Origin of the sequence: Loktanella sp. F6476L (genome assembly GCF_023015725.1) — a bacterium.
Lineage (GTDB): Bacteria > Pseudomonadota > Alphaproteobacteria > Rhodobacterales > Rhodobacteraceae > Yoonia.
Genome location: NZ_JALKAR010000003.1, coordinates 178206 through 194767 on the forward strand (window position 1 = coordinate 178206; position 16562 = coordinate 194767).

Consider the following 16562-nt stretch of genomic DNA (forward strand, 5'->3'; position numbering starts at 1 on the left):
AGGATACGATGTTCAAAACCACTTATCTGACAGCTGTTGCGGGACTTTGCTTGGCGACTGCAGCCACGGCAGAGACCCCGAAATTGTCTGTTCTCACCTACGACAGCTTCACCAGCGAATGGGGCCCCGGCCCTGCGGTGGAAGCGGCGTTTGAAGAAATCTGCGCATGTGATCTGGAATTTGTCGGGGCTGGTGACGGCGCTGCATTGCTGGCACGTTTGCAGCTGGAAGGACCACGGACCGAAGCCGATATCGTGCTCGGACTGGATACAAACCTGACAGCCGCAGCCCGTGAAACAGGTCTTTTTGCACCGCACGGCATCACGGCTGACCTGACGCTGCCATTGGGCTGGACCGACACGGAATTCATGCCTTTCGACTGGGGCTATTTCGCGTTTGTGGGCAACGCCGACGCGGACGCACCTACGTCACTGCGCGAATTGGCCGAGAGCGACATCAAGGTCGTGATCCAGGACCCACGGTCATCCACACCGGGCCTTGGTCTGCTGATGTGGGCGAAAGAAGTCTATGGCGACGAAGCCCCACAATTCTGGGACGCAATCGCTGACAACATTGTCACCGTGACACCCGGTTGGTCCGAAGCCTACGGTCTGTTCCTTGATGGCGAAGCGGATGCCGTGTTGTCCTACACCACATCACCGGCCTACCACCTGATCGCCGAAGAAGACGATAGCAAGGTCGCATGGGAATTCAGTGACGGCCATTACATGCAGGTCGAAGTCGCTGGCAAAGTGGCCGGCACCGATGTGCCTGAATTGGCTGACCAGTTCTTGGAATTCATGGTGTCAGACGAGTTCCAATCAATCATCCCGACAACCAACTGGATGTACCCAGCCGCCACACCTGCGGATGGTCTGCCAGACGGTTTCGACACATTGATCGCGCCAGCCACATCTTTGCTGAAAACACCGGAAGATGCGCTTGCGGTCCGTGAAGAGGCATTGGCCGAATGGCGCGCAGCGCTGTCCCAATAATCACGCGCATCCCCGCCGTCATGGCGGGGATGTTGGTGCTGGTGCTGACGCTTGGCACGTTGATCGCAGTTGCGATGCGGGCCGAAGTGGGCACTGGCCTTTCTGCCGCAGATTGGGCCGCGATCAAATTTACGGTATCGCAGGCATTTGTATCTGCATTGGTCAGCATTATCATCGCGATCCCCGTCGCGCGCGCCTTAGCACGACAATCGTTTCGCGGGCGTGGCGCGTTGATCACCCTGCTTGGTGCCCCGTTTATTCTTCCCGTCATCGTGGCCGTTCTTGGATTGCTCGCAGTTTTCGGACGCAACGGTATTTTGAATGCAGGGTTAGAGGCGTTGGGCCTACCCACCTTTACGATCTACGGTTTTCATGGCGTGGTTCTGGCGCATGTTTTCTTTAACCTGCCACTCGCGACGCGGTTCATTCTGCAAGGCTGGCTCGCGATCCCGTCTGAACGTTTCCGGCTTGCGGCGACGCTAAACGCACCTGTCGGTCGCCTGTTGGAATGGCCGATGTTGCGCAGCGTTTTGCCCGGAACGTTTCTTGTCATTTTCCTGATTTGCCTGACCAGTTTCGCGGTCGCGTTGACCCTTGGCGGTGGGCCGAAGGCAACGACAGTGGAACTCGCCATATATCAAGCTGTCCGGTTCGATTTCGACCTTGGGCGTGCCGCTTTGCTGGCCTGTATCCAGTTTGGCATCTGCACTATCGCCGCCATCGTTGCTTGGCAGGTCACGGCCGTGGATGGTTTCGGCGCGGGTCTGGACCGTGTGGTGCAGCGTTGGGATGGGTCGCGGTCCATCGATTTTGCTTGGATCGGCCTTGCCGCCGCATTTCTGATCGTGCCCCTGTCGATGGTCGTGATCAACGGAATCATGAGCCTGTCCGAATTACCATTCAGCATTATCCAAGCCGCCACCCGATCGGTGTTTGTCGCCCTCGTATCTGCAATTTTTTGCATCACGATGGCCTTGGCGCTTGCCTTGCAAGGCGGGCGCATCGTGTCGATCATTGGCGTTTTGCCTCTTTCCGCATCAGGTCTGGTCGTGGGCACAGGGTTGTTCCTAATTGTCTTTCCCTTCTGGCGGCCATCCGATCTTGCCTTGCCTGTCACAGCATTGGTCAACGCGACGCTGGCATTACCATTTGCGCTGCGGTCCATTGCGCCTGCCGTTGATGGCGTTGTCGCCGACTATGGCCGGTTGATGGACCAGCTGAATGTCACTGGCTGGACACGGCTGCGCCTGATCATGCTACCCCGCATACGCAGGCCACTGGGCTTTGCGCTTGGCCTCGCGGCAGCGCTGTCCATGGGAGATTTGGGAGTGATCGCCTTATTCGCGGATGAAAACGGCGCGACCTTACCGCTTGCGATGTACCGGCTGATGGGCGCGTATCAGATGGACGCGGCAGCGGGTGCCGGGCTGCTCTTGGTTGCGCTCAGCCTGTTGCTGTTTTGGATTTGTGATCGTGGAGGACGCATTGATGCTGACGTTTGATCAAGTAACTCTGACACAGGGCACGTTCCATCTGGCTGCGCACCTTACGATCCCAACGGGGATTACCGCGATCATTGGTCCGTCCGGTGGCGGCAAATCTACGCTTTTGGCAGCGATTGCCGGATTCATCGCACCGACCGCAGGCGACATCCTGTGGAACGATAAATCATTGTCTAAGCAACCGCCCGGTGAACGCCCCGCCAGCATGTTGTTTCAGGACAACAATCTATTTCCGCATCTAACGATTGAACAGAACGTCAGTCTGGGGATTAGGCCCGACCTAAAGCTTTCAACCGCCCAAAAAGAGACGGTCGCGAAGACTCTGACGCAAGTTGGCTTGACCGATTTAGGATCGCGCAAACCGAACGCGCTGTCCGGCGGCCAGCAAAGCCGCGCGGCATTGGCCCGTGTGCTCGTTTCGGATCGACCTTTGGTTTTGCTGGACGAACCGTTCGCGGCCTTGGGCCCTGCACTCAAAGACGAAATGCTGGAATTGGTCACATCGACCTTGGCAGCGGCAGGCAAATCCATTGTAATGGTGACGCATGATCCAGACGATGCGCGACGTATCGCTGATCGTGTGCTGCTGGTCGCTGAGGGCACCGCGCACCCACCCGTCGACGGGCAACAGATTTTCGACGATCCACCAGCGGCATTAAAAGCCTATCTGGGCTAGCACCCGAAACGCAAAGGGCCCGCCAAACTGGCGGGCCTTTCAAATTGGTTCAAGACGATATCAGTCTTTGTGCTTGTGCGGCGCCCACAAACGCTTGTTTGTGAGGTAAAGCAGTACAGACAGGATCGCGAGGAAGATCACACCGGTCAGACCAGCCTGCTTACGCGCCATCATCTTTGGTTCAGCTGTCCACATCAGAAACGCTGCGACGTCTTCGGACATGTGGTGGATGTCGTTGGAATGGCCGTCAGCAAAGTCGATGTCGCCGCCGTAGATTGGCTGTGCCATGCCGATCCATGATCCAGGCACCATGTGCTTGCCTTTTTCATCGATGCAGCTTGCAGGGAAACCACCAGACGCGAACGCCGTGTTGTAGTAACCATCCATGTTCGCATCAGCCGCACATTCTGGTTCTTCTTCGTAGCCGGACAGCAGCGCTGTGATGTATTCAGCGCCACCCATGCCGTACCACAACTGGGCAAGGCCGGTGCCATATGGACCGTGGAAACCAGCGCGCGCTTTTGCCATCAAGGACAGGTCGGGCGCGTTTGCTGATGTCACAGCTGGGAATTTGTCAGCTGGTGTGGCTGTGCGGAAATCGCCTTCGCCGTCGAACAATGCAGGGTCAAAGACCTCGTAGAATTCAGCGTAGGCAAAAACCTGATCCTCGGGCAGTGCAGGACCGCCTTCGTCGCCAAGTGTGCGGATCGCTACATGTTCAAGACCGTGGCATGACGAACAAATCTCTGTGTAGATCTGCAGACCACGCTGAAGTTGCATCTGGTCGAAAGACCCGAACATGCCATCGAATGAAAAATCAACGTCATGAATGTGCACTTCGGATCCGGCAGCCGCCGCTTGTGTCCCCAGAAGGGACACGGCAGCAACGGCTGAAAGGGTGAGTTTACGGAACATAGTCATTGTATCTTTCCTCACTCTGCCGGCTGTGTGGCACCATCAGTGCCTTTGGCCGGGTAGTGCGCGTTGAAGTCTTCTTCGATAGTCGCCGGTGGTGTGTCTGGCTTCTCGATCACGCCGAGCAATGGCAGGATAACGAGGAAGTAGGCAAACCAGTAAGTAGAGGCGATCAAAGAAATCCAGTCATACGGGAATTCAGCCGGACGGGCACCAACCCACATCAACAATATGAAGTCGGCAACCAGCAGCGCGAACCACCATTTGAACATTGGACGGTAACGACCGGAGCGAACAGAAGATGTGTCCAACCAAGGCGCCAACGCCATGACTGCAATCGCACCAAACATCGCGAGAACACCGAAGAATTTCGCATCAATGATGCCAAAGCTCAGGAACTGAACAATCTGAACAACCCAAACGTCTGCAGTGAAGGCCCGCAGGATCGCGTAGAATGGCAAGAAGTACCATTCTGGAACGATGTGTGCAGGTGTCGCAAGCGGGTTCGCAGGGATGTAGTTGTCAGGGTGGCCCAAGTAGTTCGGCATGAAGCCAACAACCGCCATGAACACGACCAAGATCACAGCGAGTGCGAACAGGTCTTTGATCACGAAGTATGGCCAAAATGGCAGCGTGTCTTTTTGTGCGTCTTCTTTTGATGTCCGACGTACCTCAACACCAGTTGGGTTGTTGTTGCCTGTCGTGTGGAACGCCCAGATGTGCAGGATCACGAGACCGGCAATGATGAACGGCATCAAATAGTGCAGTGAGAAGAAGCGGTTCAGCGCAGGTTGGCCAACGGCGCCAGCACCCAACAACCATGTCTGGATGCTTTCACCGATGAACGGGATCGCCCCAAACAGGCCTGTGATAACGGCGGTACCGTGGAACGACATCTGGCCCCATGGCAGAACGTAGCCCATGAACGCGGTCCCCATCATCAGAAGATAGATGAGCATACCGATGATCCATGTGACTTCACGTGGTGCCTTGTAAGACCCGTAGTAAAGACCGCGGAAAATGTGGGCGTAAACAGCCACAAAGAACAAGGATGCCCCGTTCATGTGGAAGTAACGGATCATATGGCCGCCGTTCACGTCACGCATAATGTGTTCGATAGACGCAAACGCCATATCAACGTGTGGCGTGTAGTGCATAACCAGCACGATGCCGGTGATGATCTGCAGCGCCAATGTGAATGTCAGGACAATGCCCCAAATCCACATCCAGTTCAGGTTTTTCGGAGTCGGGATCATCAAAGTGCCGTGCAGCAAGCCTACAATTGGCAAGCGCTTATCAAGGCCCTTTTCGAATTCCGTCTTTGGTTCGTAATGGTCGTGGGGAATGCCGCCCATGGGTATCTCTCCTTAACCGAGTTGAATTGTTGTTTCGTCGATGAACGACGCGACGGGAACAGGCAGGTTGCGCGGTGCTGGACCCTTACGGATACGGCCAGCCGTATCGTAGTGAGAACCGTGGCACGGGCAGAACCAACCGCCAAAATCACCAGCATCGCCAAGCGGCACGCAGCCAAGGTGCGTACAAACACCCATTTGCACCAGCCATTGACCAGCTTCGTCCAAGGACCGGTTTTCGTCGGTCGCAGGCACTTCGCCAAGGTTGTCGTTGTTCGCTTCTGCATCAGGCAGATCGTCAACGCTGACCTCACGGGCCTCTGCGATTTCTTCTTCTGTGCGGTTCCGGATGAAAACCGGCTTACCCTGCCACAGCACAGTGATCTGTGTGCCGGGATCAATCGCGCTGATATCAACGCGGATAGAGGCCAAGGCCAAAACATCGGCAGAGGGGTTCATCTGATTGACCAGCGGCCAGACAGCAGCGCCTGTAACCACTGCGCCCGCACCAGCGGTGGCGTAGTAGATAAAGTCGCGGCGTGTGCCCTGGTGTTCGTCTGCATGTGACACGGGGTGCATCTCCGTTTTAATGTTGCGGACATTCCGCACGAATAGAGGTCGTTCCATAAAGGGCCGCCCATTGCGGCGGTGTTTAGACGGCAATTCCCTGCCAGTCCAGCGGACATTCGGGCGCAGCCTGTTATCTGATGTCTAAGTGTTACGCGTCGCTAACCCGTTAAACCTGCCATACTTTATTCTGGGACTATATCCTGCGTCTTATCAGCGCGATTCCCCCAGACCTGCGCAATCGTGGGCAAGAAAGCGTAATTGCTGATTCGATTCTCGGCGGAAACTAGCGAAGAGGTGAACAGATGTGGCGTTTTGGATGGTTGAGCAGGGCAAAACAGGGGTCTATAGCGGAATGGAACCTGCAACGCTGGACCACCGCCATGACCGCCATCCGCCTTATTTCATTGTTGATCCCGCTTTTCGCTGCAAACACTGCTGCTGCTGAGGTTGAACTTAGCTTTTACGGCGGCATCCAAAACGCGCCTTCGTCTGATGTAACGATTGCAGGCGACGATGTGATTCCCGACGCGACTTTCGGCATCGATTGGGAAGGTCGGTCATTTGATGCACCCGTCTACTATGGCATTCGTGTCACAAAATGGCAGAGCGCATCGTTTGGTTACGGCGTCGATTTCGCACATAACAAAGTGTACCCGCAGGACGGCGAATTGCCGGCAGGGTATGATCGGTTAGAATTTACCGATGGTCTGAACACATTGACGGCAAATGCGTATTACCGCTGGCAAGACGCATTGGGCGAGATCACACCATATGTCGGGGGCGGTGTCGGGCTGTCTATCCCACATGTAGAGGTTCTGACCGCTGACAGCCGGACCCTTGGCTATCAGGTGACCGGTCCTGCCGCCACTCTGATCGCTGGTGCCAGCATGCCAATTAACGACAAATGGTCGATTTTTGGCGAATACAAAGGCACTTACACGGTCAACGAAGGTGACTTGGATACTGGCGGAACAGTGTCCAGCGACATCTTTACGAACGCGCTCAACGTTGGGGTGAGCTTCAACTTTTAATTAGCATCTCGCGCGAGTTTGATTTGCGCGATCAGGGGAAGCTGCGTAACCTTTTCGGTACGACGACTGCCAAAGGGATTCGTTTCTATGCTGTACCGGTCAATTTCGACCATTCTTTTCTGTTTTGTAGTGCCATCAGCGGCGCTTTCTGAAGTCGAAGTCAGCCTTTATCTGGGAAACCAGTCTGGGCCGCCATCCGACATCAACGTTACTGGTGACAGCACGATTCCTGACCTTAGCTTTGAACAAAAGTGGGAAGGACAGTCGTTCAACTGGCCGATCTACGCAGGTTTTCGCATCACAAACTGGCGCACGCCAGAATACGGTTATGGTCTGGACTATGCCCATAACAAGGTCAGACCACCGAACGGCGAATTGCCCGCGGGCTTTTCCGCGCTCGAATTCACTGACGGGCTGAACACTTGGACGATCAACGGGTACCGCCGCTGGCAAAACGCCGTCGGGGACGCCACGCCTTATGTTGGCGCGGGTCTCGGCATTTCAGCTCCTGGGGTCGAAGTCCGCTACCAAGGGTCCGACACCTTTGAATACCAAATCACCGGCGTGGCCGCGACGTGGCTTGCAGGGGTGACCTATCCCGTGAACGACGAATGGTCGGTCTTTGGCGAATACAAAGGAACGTTCACGTCCAACGACGTGGAATTGGACGGCGGCGGATCGCTGACGTCCGACATCTTTACCAACGCATTAAACGTCGGCGTCAGCTTTAGCTTTTAAGTCGCTGTCGCCTGCATCGACGGGCGTTCCACAAATGCGGCATGCCAAGCGGCCAAGTCGCCCTTACCGTCACGCCAGTTCCGCACATCGTGCCGTAAATCCACATAAGACAACGCACAAGCGACCGCGATATGGGACATATCTAGCGGCCCTGACAAATGGCTCATCCAGCGGTCATTGATCGACGCGATTGCGCGGCTGGCCTTTTGCCATTGCGCTTCGACCCAATCGGCGGATTGTTCCGCTTCGGGACGCAAACGTACCTCGTAGGCCATTGAAACGGTCGTATCCATGATACCGTCTGCGGTGGCTTCTAAAGTCAACGTGTCCCAAATCCGTGCAGCAGGATACATGCTGCCGTTGTTGGTATCGTTGAGGAACCGCGTGATAACGCGACTGTCGAACAACGTTGGGGCATCATCACGGACCAATGCAGGGATTTTCCCGAGCGGGTTCGCCGCGATCACAGTCGCATCAGAGTTAAACGCCGTCGTGGCGACGGCTTGTTCCGGAACGACATCTTCCAACCCCATTTCACGGATCAACACACGTACTTTGCGCACATAGGGCGACGTCGGGGACATAATCAGTTTCATGTGGCTTCCTTAAGTTTGCGGTGGATAACGCATCAGATGCGCAAGGGTTTGGGTGTCGATACCTGTCGTTGATGTTTCGATCTTGTCAGCCGCGCGCAGGCGAACATCATCAGGCTTGTTCTGGCTCAGCTTCCATGTGCCGTTGATCGCACTAACATGCAGTCGGCACGGCACAATCTGACGCATCATCTTGTCCAGCACGTCCGGCGTCATCTTTGTCGTCAACCAAGGCGGTTTTGGCACAAGTTGATCTTCGAAATGCGCCGACTGCCGATCCAACATTTCGCGCATTGCATCCTGCGGGAGCCGTTCGAGCGTGCCACGCAGGTGGACGGCAACATAGTTCCACGTCGGAACTTGATCGGGAATCTCATACCAATCGGGCGACACGTATCCGTCAGCCGCTGTCACGGCAATGACGGCGTTTTGGGGTTTGTCGAGCTGGCGTAAGATCGGGTTTGACCTGACAAGATGCAGATCGGCGGTCACCCCATCCGGAGTCAGCGCAAAGGGAATATGCGACACCAGCGGCCCATCGTCATGGTTCACCGCCAATACGCCAAATCCACGTTCCCGCGCAAAGGTGATGTTTTGGACATCGTCAGGTTTGCGGAAGGACGGGTTGGGATGCATGGTCTGCCTTATGGAAAATAAGTAGGTTCAGCCCCCGGCACCCAGATGGGTCGCTTGACCATAATGGTGGCGAAGCTGTCCGAGGTTTCAAACGCTGTCAACCAACGGATCAGATGCGGCCAGTCTTGGGCATTGAACCAATCGCGATCCGTATTCGCGAACTGACGCACAAAGGGGAGGATCGCCGTATCAGCCATTTTGACCATATCGCCAAAGAGATTGGTTTGATGTGTAAGCCGGTCGTTTAGACCCATTAACACATCTGCGGCGGCCGCACGATCAGCAGACGCATCACGTTCAGGGAAACGCACCGCGTATTTCGTGTGATCAAGCGCCTTTTTGAAAGGACCGTCATTGGTATCAATCATCGCGTGCCCTTCGGCAGGCATATCAAGCCAGCCTTCCGGATCATTCTTGCTCAAGGCCCACATCATCACGTCGCGCGATTCTTCAACGATTGTCCCGTTATCGTTCAAGACAGGTACAGTCGCTTTTGGGCTGACCGTTGTCATTTCGACCGGTTTTTCCTTGAGAAGAATGTCGCGGAGATCGACCGTCACACCAGTGTAAAGAACCGTAAGACGTACCCGCATTGCGTAGGGGCAACGGCGAAAAGACCAAAGGATCGGTGTTTGGGGCGTCATGCGGGAGCCTCCGGCGGGGATATAGAGTACGTCAAAGAAGCGGGTTGTGGCGTTTATGCCGTCAGCTGCGTGGCTGTGGCACCGGTGATTGCGGTGGTCACGATCTGGGATTCAGGTTGGTCGGTGCCGAAGGTAACTTCGGCAAACTGCTGGGTCCGACCCATGCGGGGATTTTCCATCAGAATGTGATGGGTTTGACCGATTTGGGCCTTCAGATGATTCTGCACTTGGGCATCACCTGCTGCGCGAAGCTGGGCGGCGCGGGCTTTGATCAGTTTACCGTTTACCGCCGGCATACGCGCAGCAGGCGTGCCTTCACGTGCAGAATAGGGAAAGACGTGCAGCCAAGTCAGATTGCAGTCCTTCACCAATGCCAGTGAATTGGCGAACATCGCGTCGGTTTCGGTCGGGAAACCTGCAATGATATCCGCCCCGTAGGTCATATCAGGGCGCAGTTTGCTGGCCTGTTCGGTGAATGCGATTGCATCGTCACGCAGGTGCCGCCGTTTCATCCGTTTCAAGATCATGTCGTCGCCATGCTGAAGCGACAGATGAAGGTGCGGCATCAGACGCGGTTCGGTCGCAATGGCCTGCATGAGGTTTTCGTCCACCTCGATGCTATCGATGGAACTGATCCGTAAGCGTGGCAGGTCAGGCACTAATTTGAGGATTCGCATGACCAGATCGCCAAGCTTAGGCTCTGACGGCAGGTCAGCCCCCCACGACGTAAGGTCAACGCCGGTCAGCACGACTTCGTTATAACCCTTTTGCACGAGCCGTTTGATCTGATCGACCACAACGCCTGCTGGCACAGATCGCGAATTACCACGACCGTAGGGAATGATACAGAATGTGCAGCGGTGGTCGCACCCGTTTTGAACCTGCACGTAGGCGCGGCTGCGCGTGCCGAAGCCGTCGATCAGGTGACCTGCGGTTTCGGTCACGGACATGATGTCGTCGACCTGTACAGGTTCGGTCGCCCCGATCAAGTCAGGGGCCATCTGGACCCACGTATCAGGGTTCATCTTTTCGGTATTGCCGAGGACGACGTCGACCTCACCCATATCCGAAAACGTCTTGGGTTCAGTCTGCGCTGCACATCCGGTCACGATGATCTTTGCATCCGGATTGGCGCGGCGCTGCTTACGAATGTCTTGCTTGGCCTTGCGCACCGCCTCTGCCGTCACCGCACAAGTATTGACGATAATCGCGTCAGACACGCCCGCTTGGGTCGCCAGATCTTTCATCGCCTCGGTTTCATAGGCGTTCAAACGACACCCATGATTCGAAAAAATTGGAGCTTTAGCCATGCCAGACACCATCAAACACATGGGCCGTCGGGCCCGTCATCCAAACGCCATCATCCCGCCAGTCAATCTGCAACGTACCACCATCCAGATCAATCTGGACCTTACGCCCTGTTAAACCACGGCGGGCGGCAGCCACAGCAGTCGCACAGGATGACGACCCAGACGCAAGTGTCACGCCAACGCCACGTTCCCACACACGCATGCGGATATGATCAGGGCCAATCAGACTGGCGAACTGAACGTTTGTGCGCTGCGGATAAAGCGGATGATGTTCTATCTCGGCACCACGCGCCTCCAGATCAACAGAATCAGCGTCATCCACAAAGAAGGTACAGTGTGGGTTGCCCATTCCGGTGGCCGTTGGCGCACCATCAATCGGCAAAGATAGCGTGTCCATCTCATGCGCCAGCGGCACCTCATCCCAGTTCAGTTGCGGGTGCCCCATATTCACGGACGCCATACCATCCACATCGACAGCCTGAAGCGCGCCGCGTTCGGTGGTTAAGGTCACGGAATCGGCCCCGGAATTGTCCATCATGTGTCTGGCAATACAACGGGTTGCGTTCCCGCATGCGCCAGCTTGTGATCCGTCGGCATTCCAAAACGTCAAATGAACGTCTGCACCAGGCGAATCACTGAGAACAGCGAGCTGGTCATAGCCCACCCCCCGATGGCGGTCCGCGATAGCAATCGCCAATGCAGCATCAACGCGCGGGGTGATTTCCCGCTCATCAATGACAACAAAGTCATTTCCCAGTCCATGCATCTTCATAAACGGGATTCTGGTCACATTTTTCTGGCTCATACAGGCGCATATAGACAAGGTTTGTGATCTTATCCAGATGCGCGCAAATTTAGGGTTGACGCTGTCGACCGGTATTCCTAGAAGCGCCCCCAGTGGGCCGTTAGCTCAGTTGGTAGAGCAACTGACTTTTAATCAGTAGGTCGATGGTTCGAACCCATCACGGCTCACCACTTTCCCTCCTTACCTTTATCTACCAAAGGCTGATACGTTGCTGGGATTGTGGGTCGTATGATTGCGACACTTGGTATGATTCGGCCGTATCATCGAAACTGTCATCGCTTTTGGCTGTCATTGCTTTTACAAATCAAAGCAGTGCAAGTCCCGCGCACGAAATTGAAAACCAATCCTTAGGCTACATCATGCGTCCATCGCTTATCCTTGTTTTTCTTGCTGCCACCCTTTTGTCCGCGTGCGGTGGTTTAGGGCGTGATCGAACAACCGTCGTTGGTGTCGGTACAGACGATCTGCTGAAGCTGCGGTCGGGACCGGGGCTTGGGTTTGCTGTGGTATTGGGGTTGCCGGATGGGACCGATCTTGTGCGCCGCGACTGTGTTACCGAAGTGGGTCAATTGTGGTGCGAAGTGGCGCTTGCCGATGCTCCGCGCGTTTCCGGATATGTGTCCGCGGACTATTTAGACGGGCGATAAAGCCGCTACGGCGGATCAATTTACGCCACACCAGCGGGAAAACCCAACAGCCCATACATTTGTGCCCCTTTCCTGCACCTGCCGATTGCCCTATTCGGGACCAAACGAAGGGGACATTCATGTCGATCAACAGCTTTGGCCATCTTTTCCGGTTCACCACATGGGGCGAAAGCCATGGGCCTGCGTTGGGCGCGACAGTTGATGGCTGCCCTCCCGGCGTGAAACTGGAGGCACCGATGATCCAGCAATGGATGGATAAACGCCGCCCCGGTTTGAACAAGAACACCACCCAGCGCCAAGAAGCGGACGAAGTCAAAATCCTGTCCGGCGTGTTTGATGGAGTCACGACGGGCACCCCGATCCAGTTGATGATCGAAAACACAGATCAGCGGTCCAAAGACTACGGCGATATCGCCAATACATTCCGCCCCGGCCACGCGGATATCACGTACCACCAGAAATACGGTGTGCGGGATTATCGGGGCGGTGGACGGTCGTCGGCGCGTGAAACCGCGTCGCGGGTTGCGGCTGGTGGTGTCGCGCGTGAGGCGATCAAAGTGATCGCCCCCAATGTCGAAATTCGCGGTTACATGACCCAGATGGGCGCCAAACAGATTGATCGGTCCAAACTGGACTGGAGCCAGATCGACAAGAATGATTTCTTTTGCCCAGACGCCGATGCAGCATCGGAATGGAACGACTACCTGGCATGGCTGCGCAAAGACGATCACAATTCCGTCGGTGCGATTATCGAAGTCGTCGCGCGCGGCGTTCCTGCAGGGATTGGCGCACCGATCTATGGTAAGCTCGATACCGATCTCGCGGCTGCGATGATGTCTATCAACGCTGTGAAAGGCGTGGAAATTGGCGAGGGCATGGCCGCAGCAGCGCTCACAGGGCGCGACAACGCTGATGAGATTTTTATGGGCCAAGGCGGTCCAGAGTATTCGTCAAACCACGCTGGCGGCATTTTGGGTGGAATCAGCACCGGCCAGGATATCGTGGTTCGGTTCGCCGTAAAGCCAACGTCGTCGATCCTGAGCCCGCGGAAATCAATCCGGATGGATGGCACACCAACAGAGGTGATCACCAAGGGGCGGCACGACCCATGCGTTGGTATTCGTGCGGTGCCTGTGGGTGAAGCCATGATGGCTTGTGTGATTTTGGATCACTTGCTGTTGGATCGCGGTCAAACAGGCGGCGTGCGTGGCCAGATCGGTTAATTGGGGGCCAGCCCCCAAACCCCCGGGATATTTTTGACCAAAAGAAGAATTAGGCCGGTTGTTTGCTCAATTGTACGGCTAGGATACCTCCTGCTATGATCACAACTCCCAAAACGTCGAGCAGACCAATGGTTTCGCCGAGCAGGGCCGCCGCAATTGCAACGCCCAAGAACGGGTTGAGGAAGTGGAACGTTGACGCTTTGACAGCGCCGATACGCCCGACAAGCACGAACCAAACCCACGTTGCCAATAGCCCGGGCACGATAGTTGTGTAGATGAAGGCCACGATCAGTTGCCAATTCCACGTCACGTCGAAGGTTTCAAACGCGAATGCGGGGGCCCAAAGCATAGCACTGCCCACAAGCATTTGCAGGCCAACAATCATCAGCACATTGCCGCCTGAAGCAGCCCCAAGCACAGCAAGCGTCGCGATTGTCAGGGACACGACCCCGATCAAGCACAGGACGAGGCCGTAAAGGTCAACGCCACCTGTGATCCGTGCGCCCATGATGACGACGACACCGATTACACCGGCGATAAGGCCGGCAATACCCAGCGCTTTGATTTTCTGCCCTAAGAACAGCCAGCCGACCAAGGCTACAAGCAGCGGCATGGTTGACGCGATGATAGCAGCCAGCGACGCGGCGATCGTTTGCATCGCCACGAAGTTCAGTCCAAGGTACAACGCGTTCTGGCAAACACCGAAAACGACGACGCCAACCCATTGTTGGCGCGATAAACGCATGTTCTGGCCAAGTGCGGCGGCGATAAGTACCCCGAGCGTGCCGGACACAAGGAACCGAAAGGCAAGCGCAGTCAACGGCGGCGCGTATTCCACGATCACGCGAGCAGACGTAAACGCGGACGACCACATCGCCGCGAAAGCAAGGCCCATCAGAATTGCGCGTATGTCCATCTTACCTCACAAACGAAAAAGGGCCGCCATTTCGGCGACCCTTTCCCAATCTTGCAAGATGCGCAACGACTTAGTCGTTTACGGAATCTTTCAGCGCTTTCGCGATTGTCATTTTGACAACCTTGTCTGCGTCTTTCTTGATCTGCTCACCAGTGGCTGGGTTGCGAACCATACGCTCTGGACGTTCACGGCAATAGATTTTGCCAACGCCAGGAAGTGTCACAGCGCCGCCGCCGGATACTTCTTTCGTGATGATGGAAACGATCCCATCAAGCGCGCCTGTCGCGCCTTTTTTGTCCAAGCCGGTTTCTTCGGCGAGTGCAGCTACCAGCTGCGCTTTTGTCATAGGCTTAGTGGCCATGGTTCAGTCTCCCTCGTTTTATACTTTAACAACCCATAGGGTCCCCTACCGTCTGAGCGAACGGTATATGGTGGCTATCCACTACAATTTGTGTGTCCTGCGCAAGGAAAATAACGCGTTTTCCACTGTTTTTTACGGGTTTTGCGCCTTTAGAGGAACGCTGTTTCCTCAAAGCTGCGTAATTTACGACTGTGAATGCGTTCTAACGGCATATCACGCAAGCCTTCCATCGCCCTGATTCCGATCATCAGGTGACGAGCCACCTGTGTTTTATAGAAATCTGACGCCATTCCGGGCAACTTCAGTTCCCCATGTAGCGGCTTATCCGAGACACACAAGAGCGTACCATACGGCACCCTGAAGCGAAAACCGTTCGCCGCGATTGTCGCGCTTTCCATATCTAGCGCAATCGCTCGTGACTGCGACAGCCGCTGTACGGGGCCCGCTTGTTCGCGCAATTCCCAGTTCCGGTTGTCGATCGTGGCAACGGTACCGGTCCGCATGATTTTCTTCAGCTCATAGCCTTTCAGCTTGGTCACGTCGGCCACGGCTGTTTCCAACGCAATCTGAATTTCGGCCAACGCAGGGATCGGCACCCAAACCGGCAGATCATCGTCCAAAACGTGATCCTCACGCAGGTACGCATGGGCCAGCACAAAATCACCTAGGCTTTGCGAATTACGCAGGCCAGCGCAGTGCCCCACCATCAACCACGCGTGGGGGCGCAACACCGCGATATGGTCAGTCGCTGTTTTCGCATTGGATGGGCCAACACCGATGTTAACCAAGGTAATCCCGCCGCCGCCTTTGCGTTTCAAGTGATAGGTCGGCATCTGTGGCAGTTTCGCGGGCGTGTTTAGCGGTGCGTCTGCATCAGAGATTTCCACGTTCCCTGTGCTGACAAAACTTGTGTAGCCGCTGTCAGGATCAGCCAACATTTGACGCGCGTAACCTTCGAATTCCTCGACATAGAACTGGTAGTTCGTGAACAGAATGTGGTTCTGGAAATGCTCTGCGGCAGTGGCGGTATAATGCTGCAAACGCGCCAGCGAATAATCCACGCGCTGTGCTGTGAATGGCGCCAATGGTGCGGACCCGTCTGGGTACTGGAACCCTGCCCCGTTCACGATGTTATCGTGTGTGGTGCTGAGATCTGGCACATCGAATACGTCGCGCAATGCGAAATCCATAGACCCTTCTTGCGGAACAGTCATAGTGGCATCGTTCGCCACCGCAAAATGCACCGGCATTTCCGTGTCAGAACAACCGATCACAACAGACACACCGTGGTTTTCAATCAGCAGACCGATCTGTTGCTCAAGATAATGTTGAAACAGATCGGGACGGGTCACCGTGGTGCTATATTCACCAGGTTCTGCGACGTGGCCAAAAGACAGACGGCTGTCCGCCTTTGTATAGCTTGTCGTCGTCAGGCGGATTTCAGGGTAAAACGCGCGATATTTATGCGCTGGCGTTTTGCCCGACACCGCTTCCGCAAAATGCCCACACAGGAACTGCGTTGCGGTTTGATAGATTTCATTCAAGCGGGCGACGGCTGCTGCCGGATCGGTAAAGCTTTCAGGGGCTGGCACATCGGGTGTCAGCAAGGTGCGTGTATTTTCATTCATCATACGATTATCTTCAC

General features: G+C 55.5%; 18 protein-coding genes and 1 tRNA gene. 8 read left to right on the forward strand and 11 right to left on the reverse strand.

Annotated features, from left to right (window positions below; all coding sequences use genetic code 11):
- Positions 1-8: 8 nt before the first annotated feature.
- The 3 genes from thiB to MWU61_RS08715 are packed head-to-tail and all read left to right on the forward strand — an operon-like array spanning position 9 to position 3173.
- A complete protein-coding gene (gene thiB / locus MWU61_RS08705; protein ID WP_247127922.1) occupies positions 9-995 on the forward strand; it encodes a thiamine ABC transporter substrate binding subunit in 987 nt (328 codons plus the stop codon).
- Entirely contained in the window at positions 971-2497 is a 1527-nt protein-coding gene (locus MWU61_RS08710) for a thiamine/thiamine pyrophosphate ABC transporter permease ThiP (protein ID WP_247127923.1), read from the forward strand. The genes thiB and MWU61_RS08710 overlap by 25 nt, the downstream gene beginning before the upstream one ends.
- Positions 2484-3173: an ATP-binding cassette domain-containing protein gene (locus tag MWU61_RS08715; protein WP_247127924.1), complete on the forward strand. Its 690-nt coding sequence runs from the start codon at positions 2484-2486 to the stop codon at positions 3171-3173. The genes MWU61_RS08710 and MWU61_RS08715 overlap by 14 nt, the downstream gene beginning before the upstream one ends.
- A gap of 60 nt (positions 3174-3233) precedes the next feature.
- Here MWU61_RS08715 and MWU61_RS08720 read toward each other — a convergent pair whose 3' ends face one another.
- Genes MWU61_RS08720 through petA form a run of 3 tightly spaced genes read right to left on the reverse strand, consistent with a single transcriptional unit; the run spans position 3234 to position 6013 of the window.
- Positions 3234-4094 carry a cytochrome c1 gene (locus MWU61_RS08720; protein WP_281502013.1) on the reverse strand — a complete coding sequence of 287 codons (861 nt, stop codon included), beginning with the start codon at positions 4092-4094 and terminating at the stop codon, positions 3234-3236.
- Positions 4095-4105: 11 nt separating this feature from the next.
- A complete protein-coding gene (gene petB, locus MWU61_RS08725) occupies positions 4106-5443 on the reverse strand; it encodes a cytochrome b (RefSeq protein ID WP_247127925.1) in 1338 nt (445 codons plus the stop codon).
- Between the two features lie 12 nt (positions 5444-5455).
- The gene (petA, locus tag MWU61_RS08730; RefSeq protein WP_247127926.1) at positions 5456-6013 is read right to left on the reverse strand and encodes a ubiquinol-cytochrome c reductase iron-sulfur subunit; all 558 of its coding nucleotides are present in this window, start codon (positions 6011-6013) and stop codon (positions 5456-5458) included.
- A 380-nt stretch (positions 6014-6393) separates the two neighbouring features.
- On the opposite strand from petA, the gene MWU61_RS08735 reads away from it, so the two are divergent.
- Both MWU61_RS08735 and MWU61_RS08740 read left to right on the forward strand, forming a co-directional pair.
- Positions 6394-7044 (forward strand): outer membrane beta-barrel protein, encoded by a 651-nt coding sequence (locus MWU61_RS08735; protein WP_247127927.1) that lies wholly within the window; start codon positions 6394-6396, stop codon positions 7042-7044.
- A gap of 87 nt (positions 7045-7131) precedes the next feature.
- Positions 7132-7782: an outer membrane beta-barrel protein gene (locus MWU61_RS08740; protein WP_247127928.1), complete on the forward strand. Its 651-nt coding sequence runs from the start codon at positions 7132-7134 to the stop codon at positions 7780-7782.
- Here MWU61_RS08740 and MWU61_RS08745 read toward each other — a convergent pair.
- The 5 genes from MWU61_RS08745 to dapF are packed head-to-tail and all read right to left on the reverse strand — an operon-like array spanning position 7779 to position 11770.
- The gene (locus MWU61_RS08745; RefSeq protein ID WP_247127929.1) at positions 7779-8378 is read right to left on the reverse strand and encodes a glutathione S-transferase; all 600 of its coding nucleotides are present in this window, start codon (positions 8376-8378) and stop codon (positions 7779-7781) included. The genes MWU61_RS08740 and MWU61_RS08745 overlap by 4 nt on opposite strands.
- 9 nt (positions 8379-8387) lie before the next feature.
- A complete protein-coding gene (locus tag MWU61_RS08750; RefSeq protein ID WP_247127930.1) occupies positions 8388-9011 on the reverse strand; it encodes an FMN-binding negative transcriptional regulator in 624 nt (207 codons plus the stop codon).
- A gap of 8 nt (positions 9012-9019) precedes the next feature.
- Positions 9020-9655 carry a glutathione S-transferase gene (locus MWU61_RS08755; protein WP_247127931.1) on the reverse strand — a complete coding sequence of 212 codons (636 nt, stop codon included), beginning with the start codon at positions 9653-9655 and terminating at the stop codon, positions 9020-9022.
- 53 nt (positions 9656-9708) lie between these two features.
- On the reverse strand, positions 9709-10977 hold the full coding sequence (gene mtaB / locus MWU61_RS08760; RefSeq protein WP_247128130.1) for a tRNA (N(6)-L-threonylcarbamoyladenosine(37)-C(2))-methylthiotransferase MtaB: 1269 nt from the start codon (positions 10975-10977) through the stop codon (positions 9709-9711).
- Positions 10958-11770, reverse strand: a complete 813-nt coding sequence (gene dapF / locus MWU61_RS08765) for a diaminopimelate epimerase (protein ID WP_247127932.1) — start codon at positions 11768-11770, stop codon at positions 10958-10960. The genes mtaB and dapF overlap by 20 nt, the downstream gene beginning before the upstream one ends.
- Before the next feature lie 94 nt (positions 11771-11864).
- Here dapF and MWU61_RS08770 point away from each other — a divergent pair.
- The 3 genes from MWU61_RS08770 (at position 11865) to aroC (ending at position 13640) form a co-directional block, all read left to right on the forward strand.
- Positions 11865-11940 (forward strand) — tRNA-Lys (locus MWU61_RS08770).
- Positions 11941-12129: 189 nt separating this feature from the next.
- Complete coding sequence (locus MWU61_RS08775) at positions 12130-12417, forward strand: SH3 domain-containing protein (protein ID WP_247127933.1); 288 nt, start codon at positions 12130-12132, stop codon at positions 12415-12417.
- Between the two features lie 119 nt (positions 12418-12536).
- The gene (gene aroC / locus MWU61_RS08780; RefSeq protein WP_247127934.1) at positions 12537-13640 is read left to right on the forward strand and encodes a chorismate synthase; all 1104 of its coding nucleotides are present in this window, start codon (positions 12537-12539) and stop codon (positions 13638-13640) included.
- A gap of 49 nt (positions 13641-13689) precedes the next feature.
- Here the strand turns inward: aroC and MWU61_RS08785 are convergent, their stop codons facing one another.
- From MWU61_RS08785 to MWU61_RS08795, 3 genes are all read right to left on the reverse strand, one after another.
- Positions 13690-14556: a DMT family transporter gene (locus MWU61_RS08785; protein WP_247127935.1), complete on the reverse strand. Its 867-nt coding sequence runs from the start codon at positions 14554-14556 to the stop codon at positions 13690-13692.
- 70 nt (positions 14557-14626) lie between these two features.
- Positions 14627-14917 carry an HU family DNA-binding protein gene (locus tag MWU61_RS08790; protein ID WP_247127936.1) on the reverse strand — a complete coding sequence of 97 codons (291 nt, stop codon included), beginning with the start codon at positions 14915-14917 and terminating at the stop codon, positions 14627-14629.
- A gap of 149 nt (positions 14918-15066) precedes the next feature.
- Complete coding sequence (locus tag MWU61_RS08795) at positions 15067-16545, reverse strand: AMP nucleosidase (protein ID WP_247128131.1); 1479 nt, start codon at positions 16543-16545, stop codon at positions 15067-15069.
- Between the last annotated feature and the right edge of the window lie 17 nt (positions 16546-16562).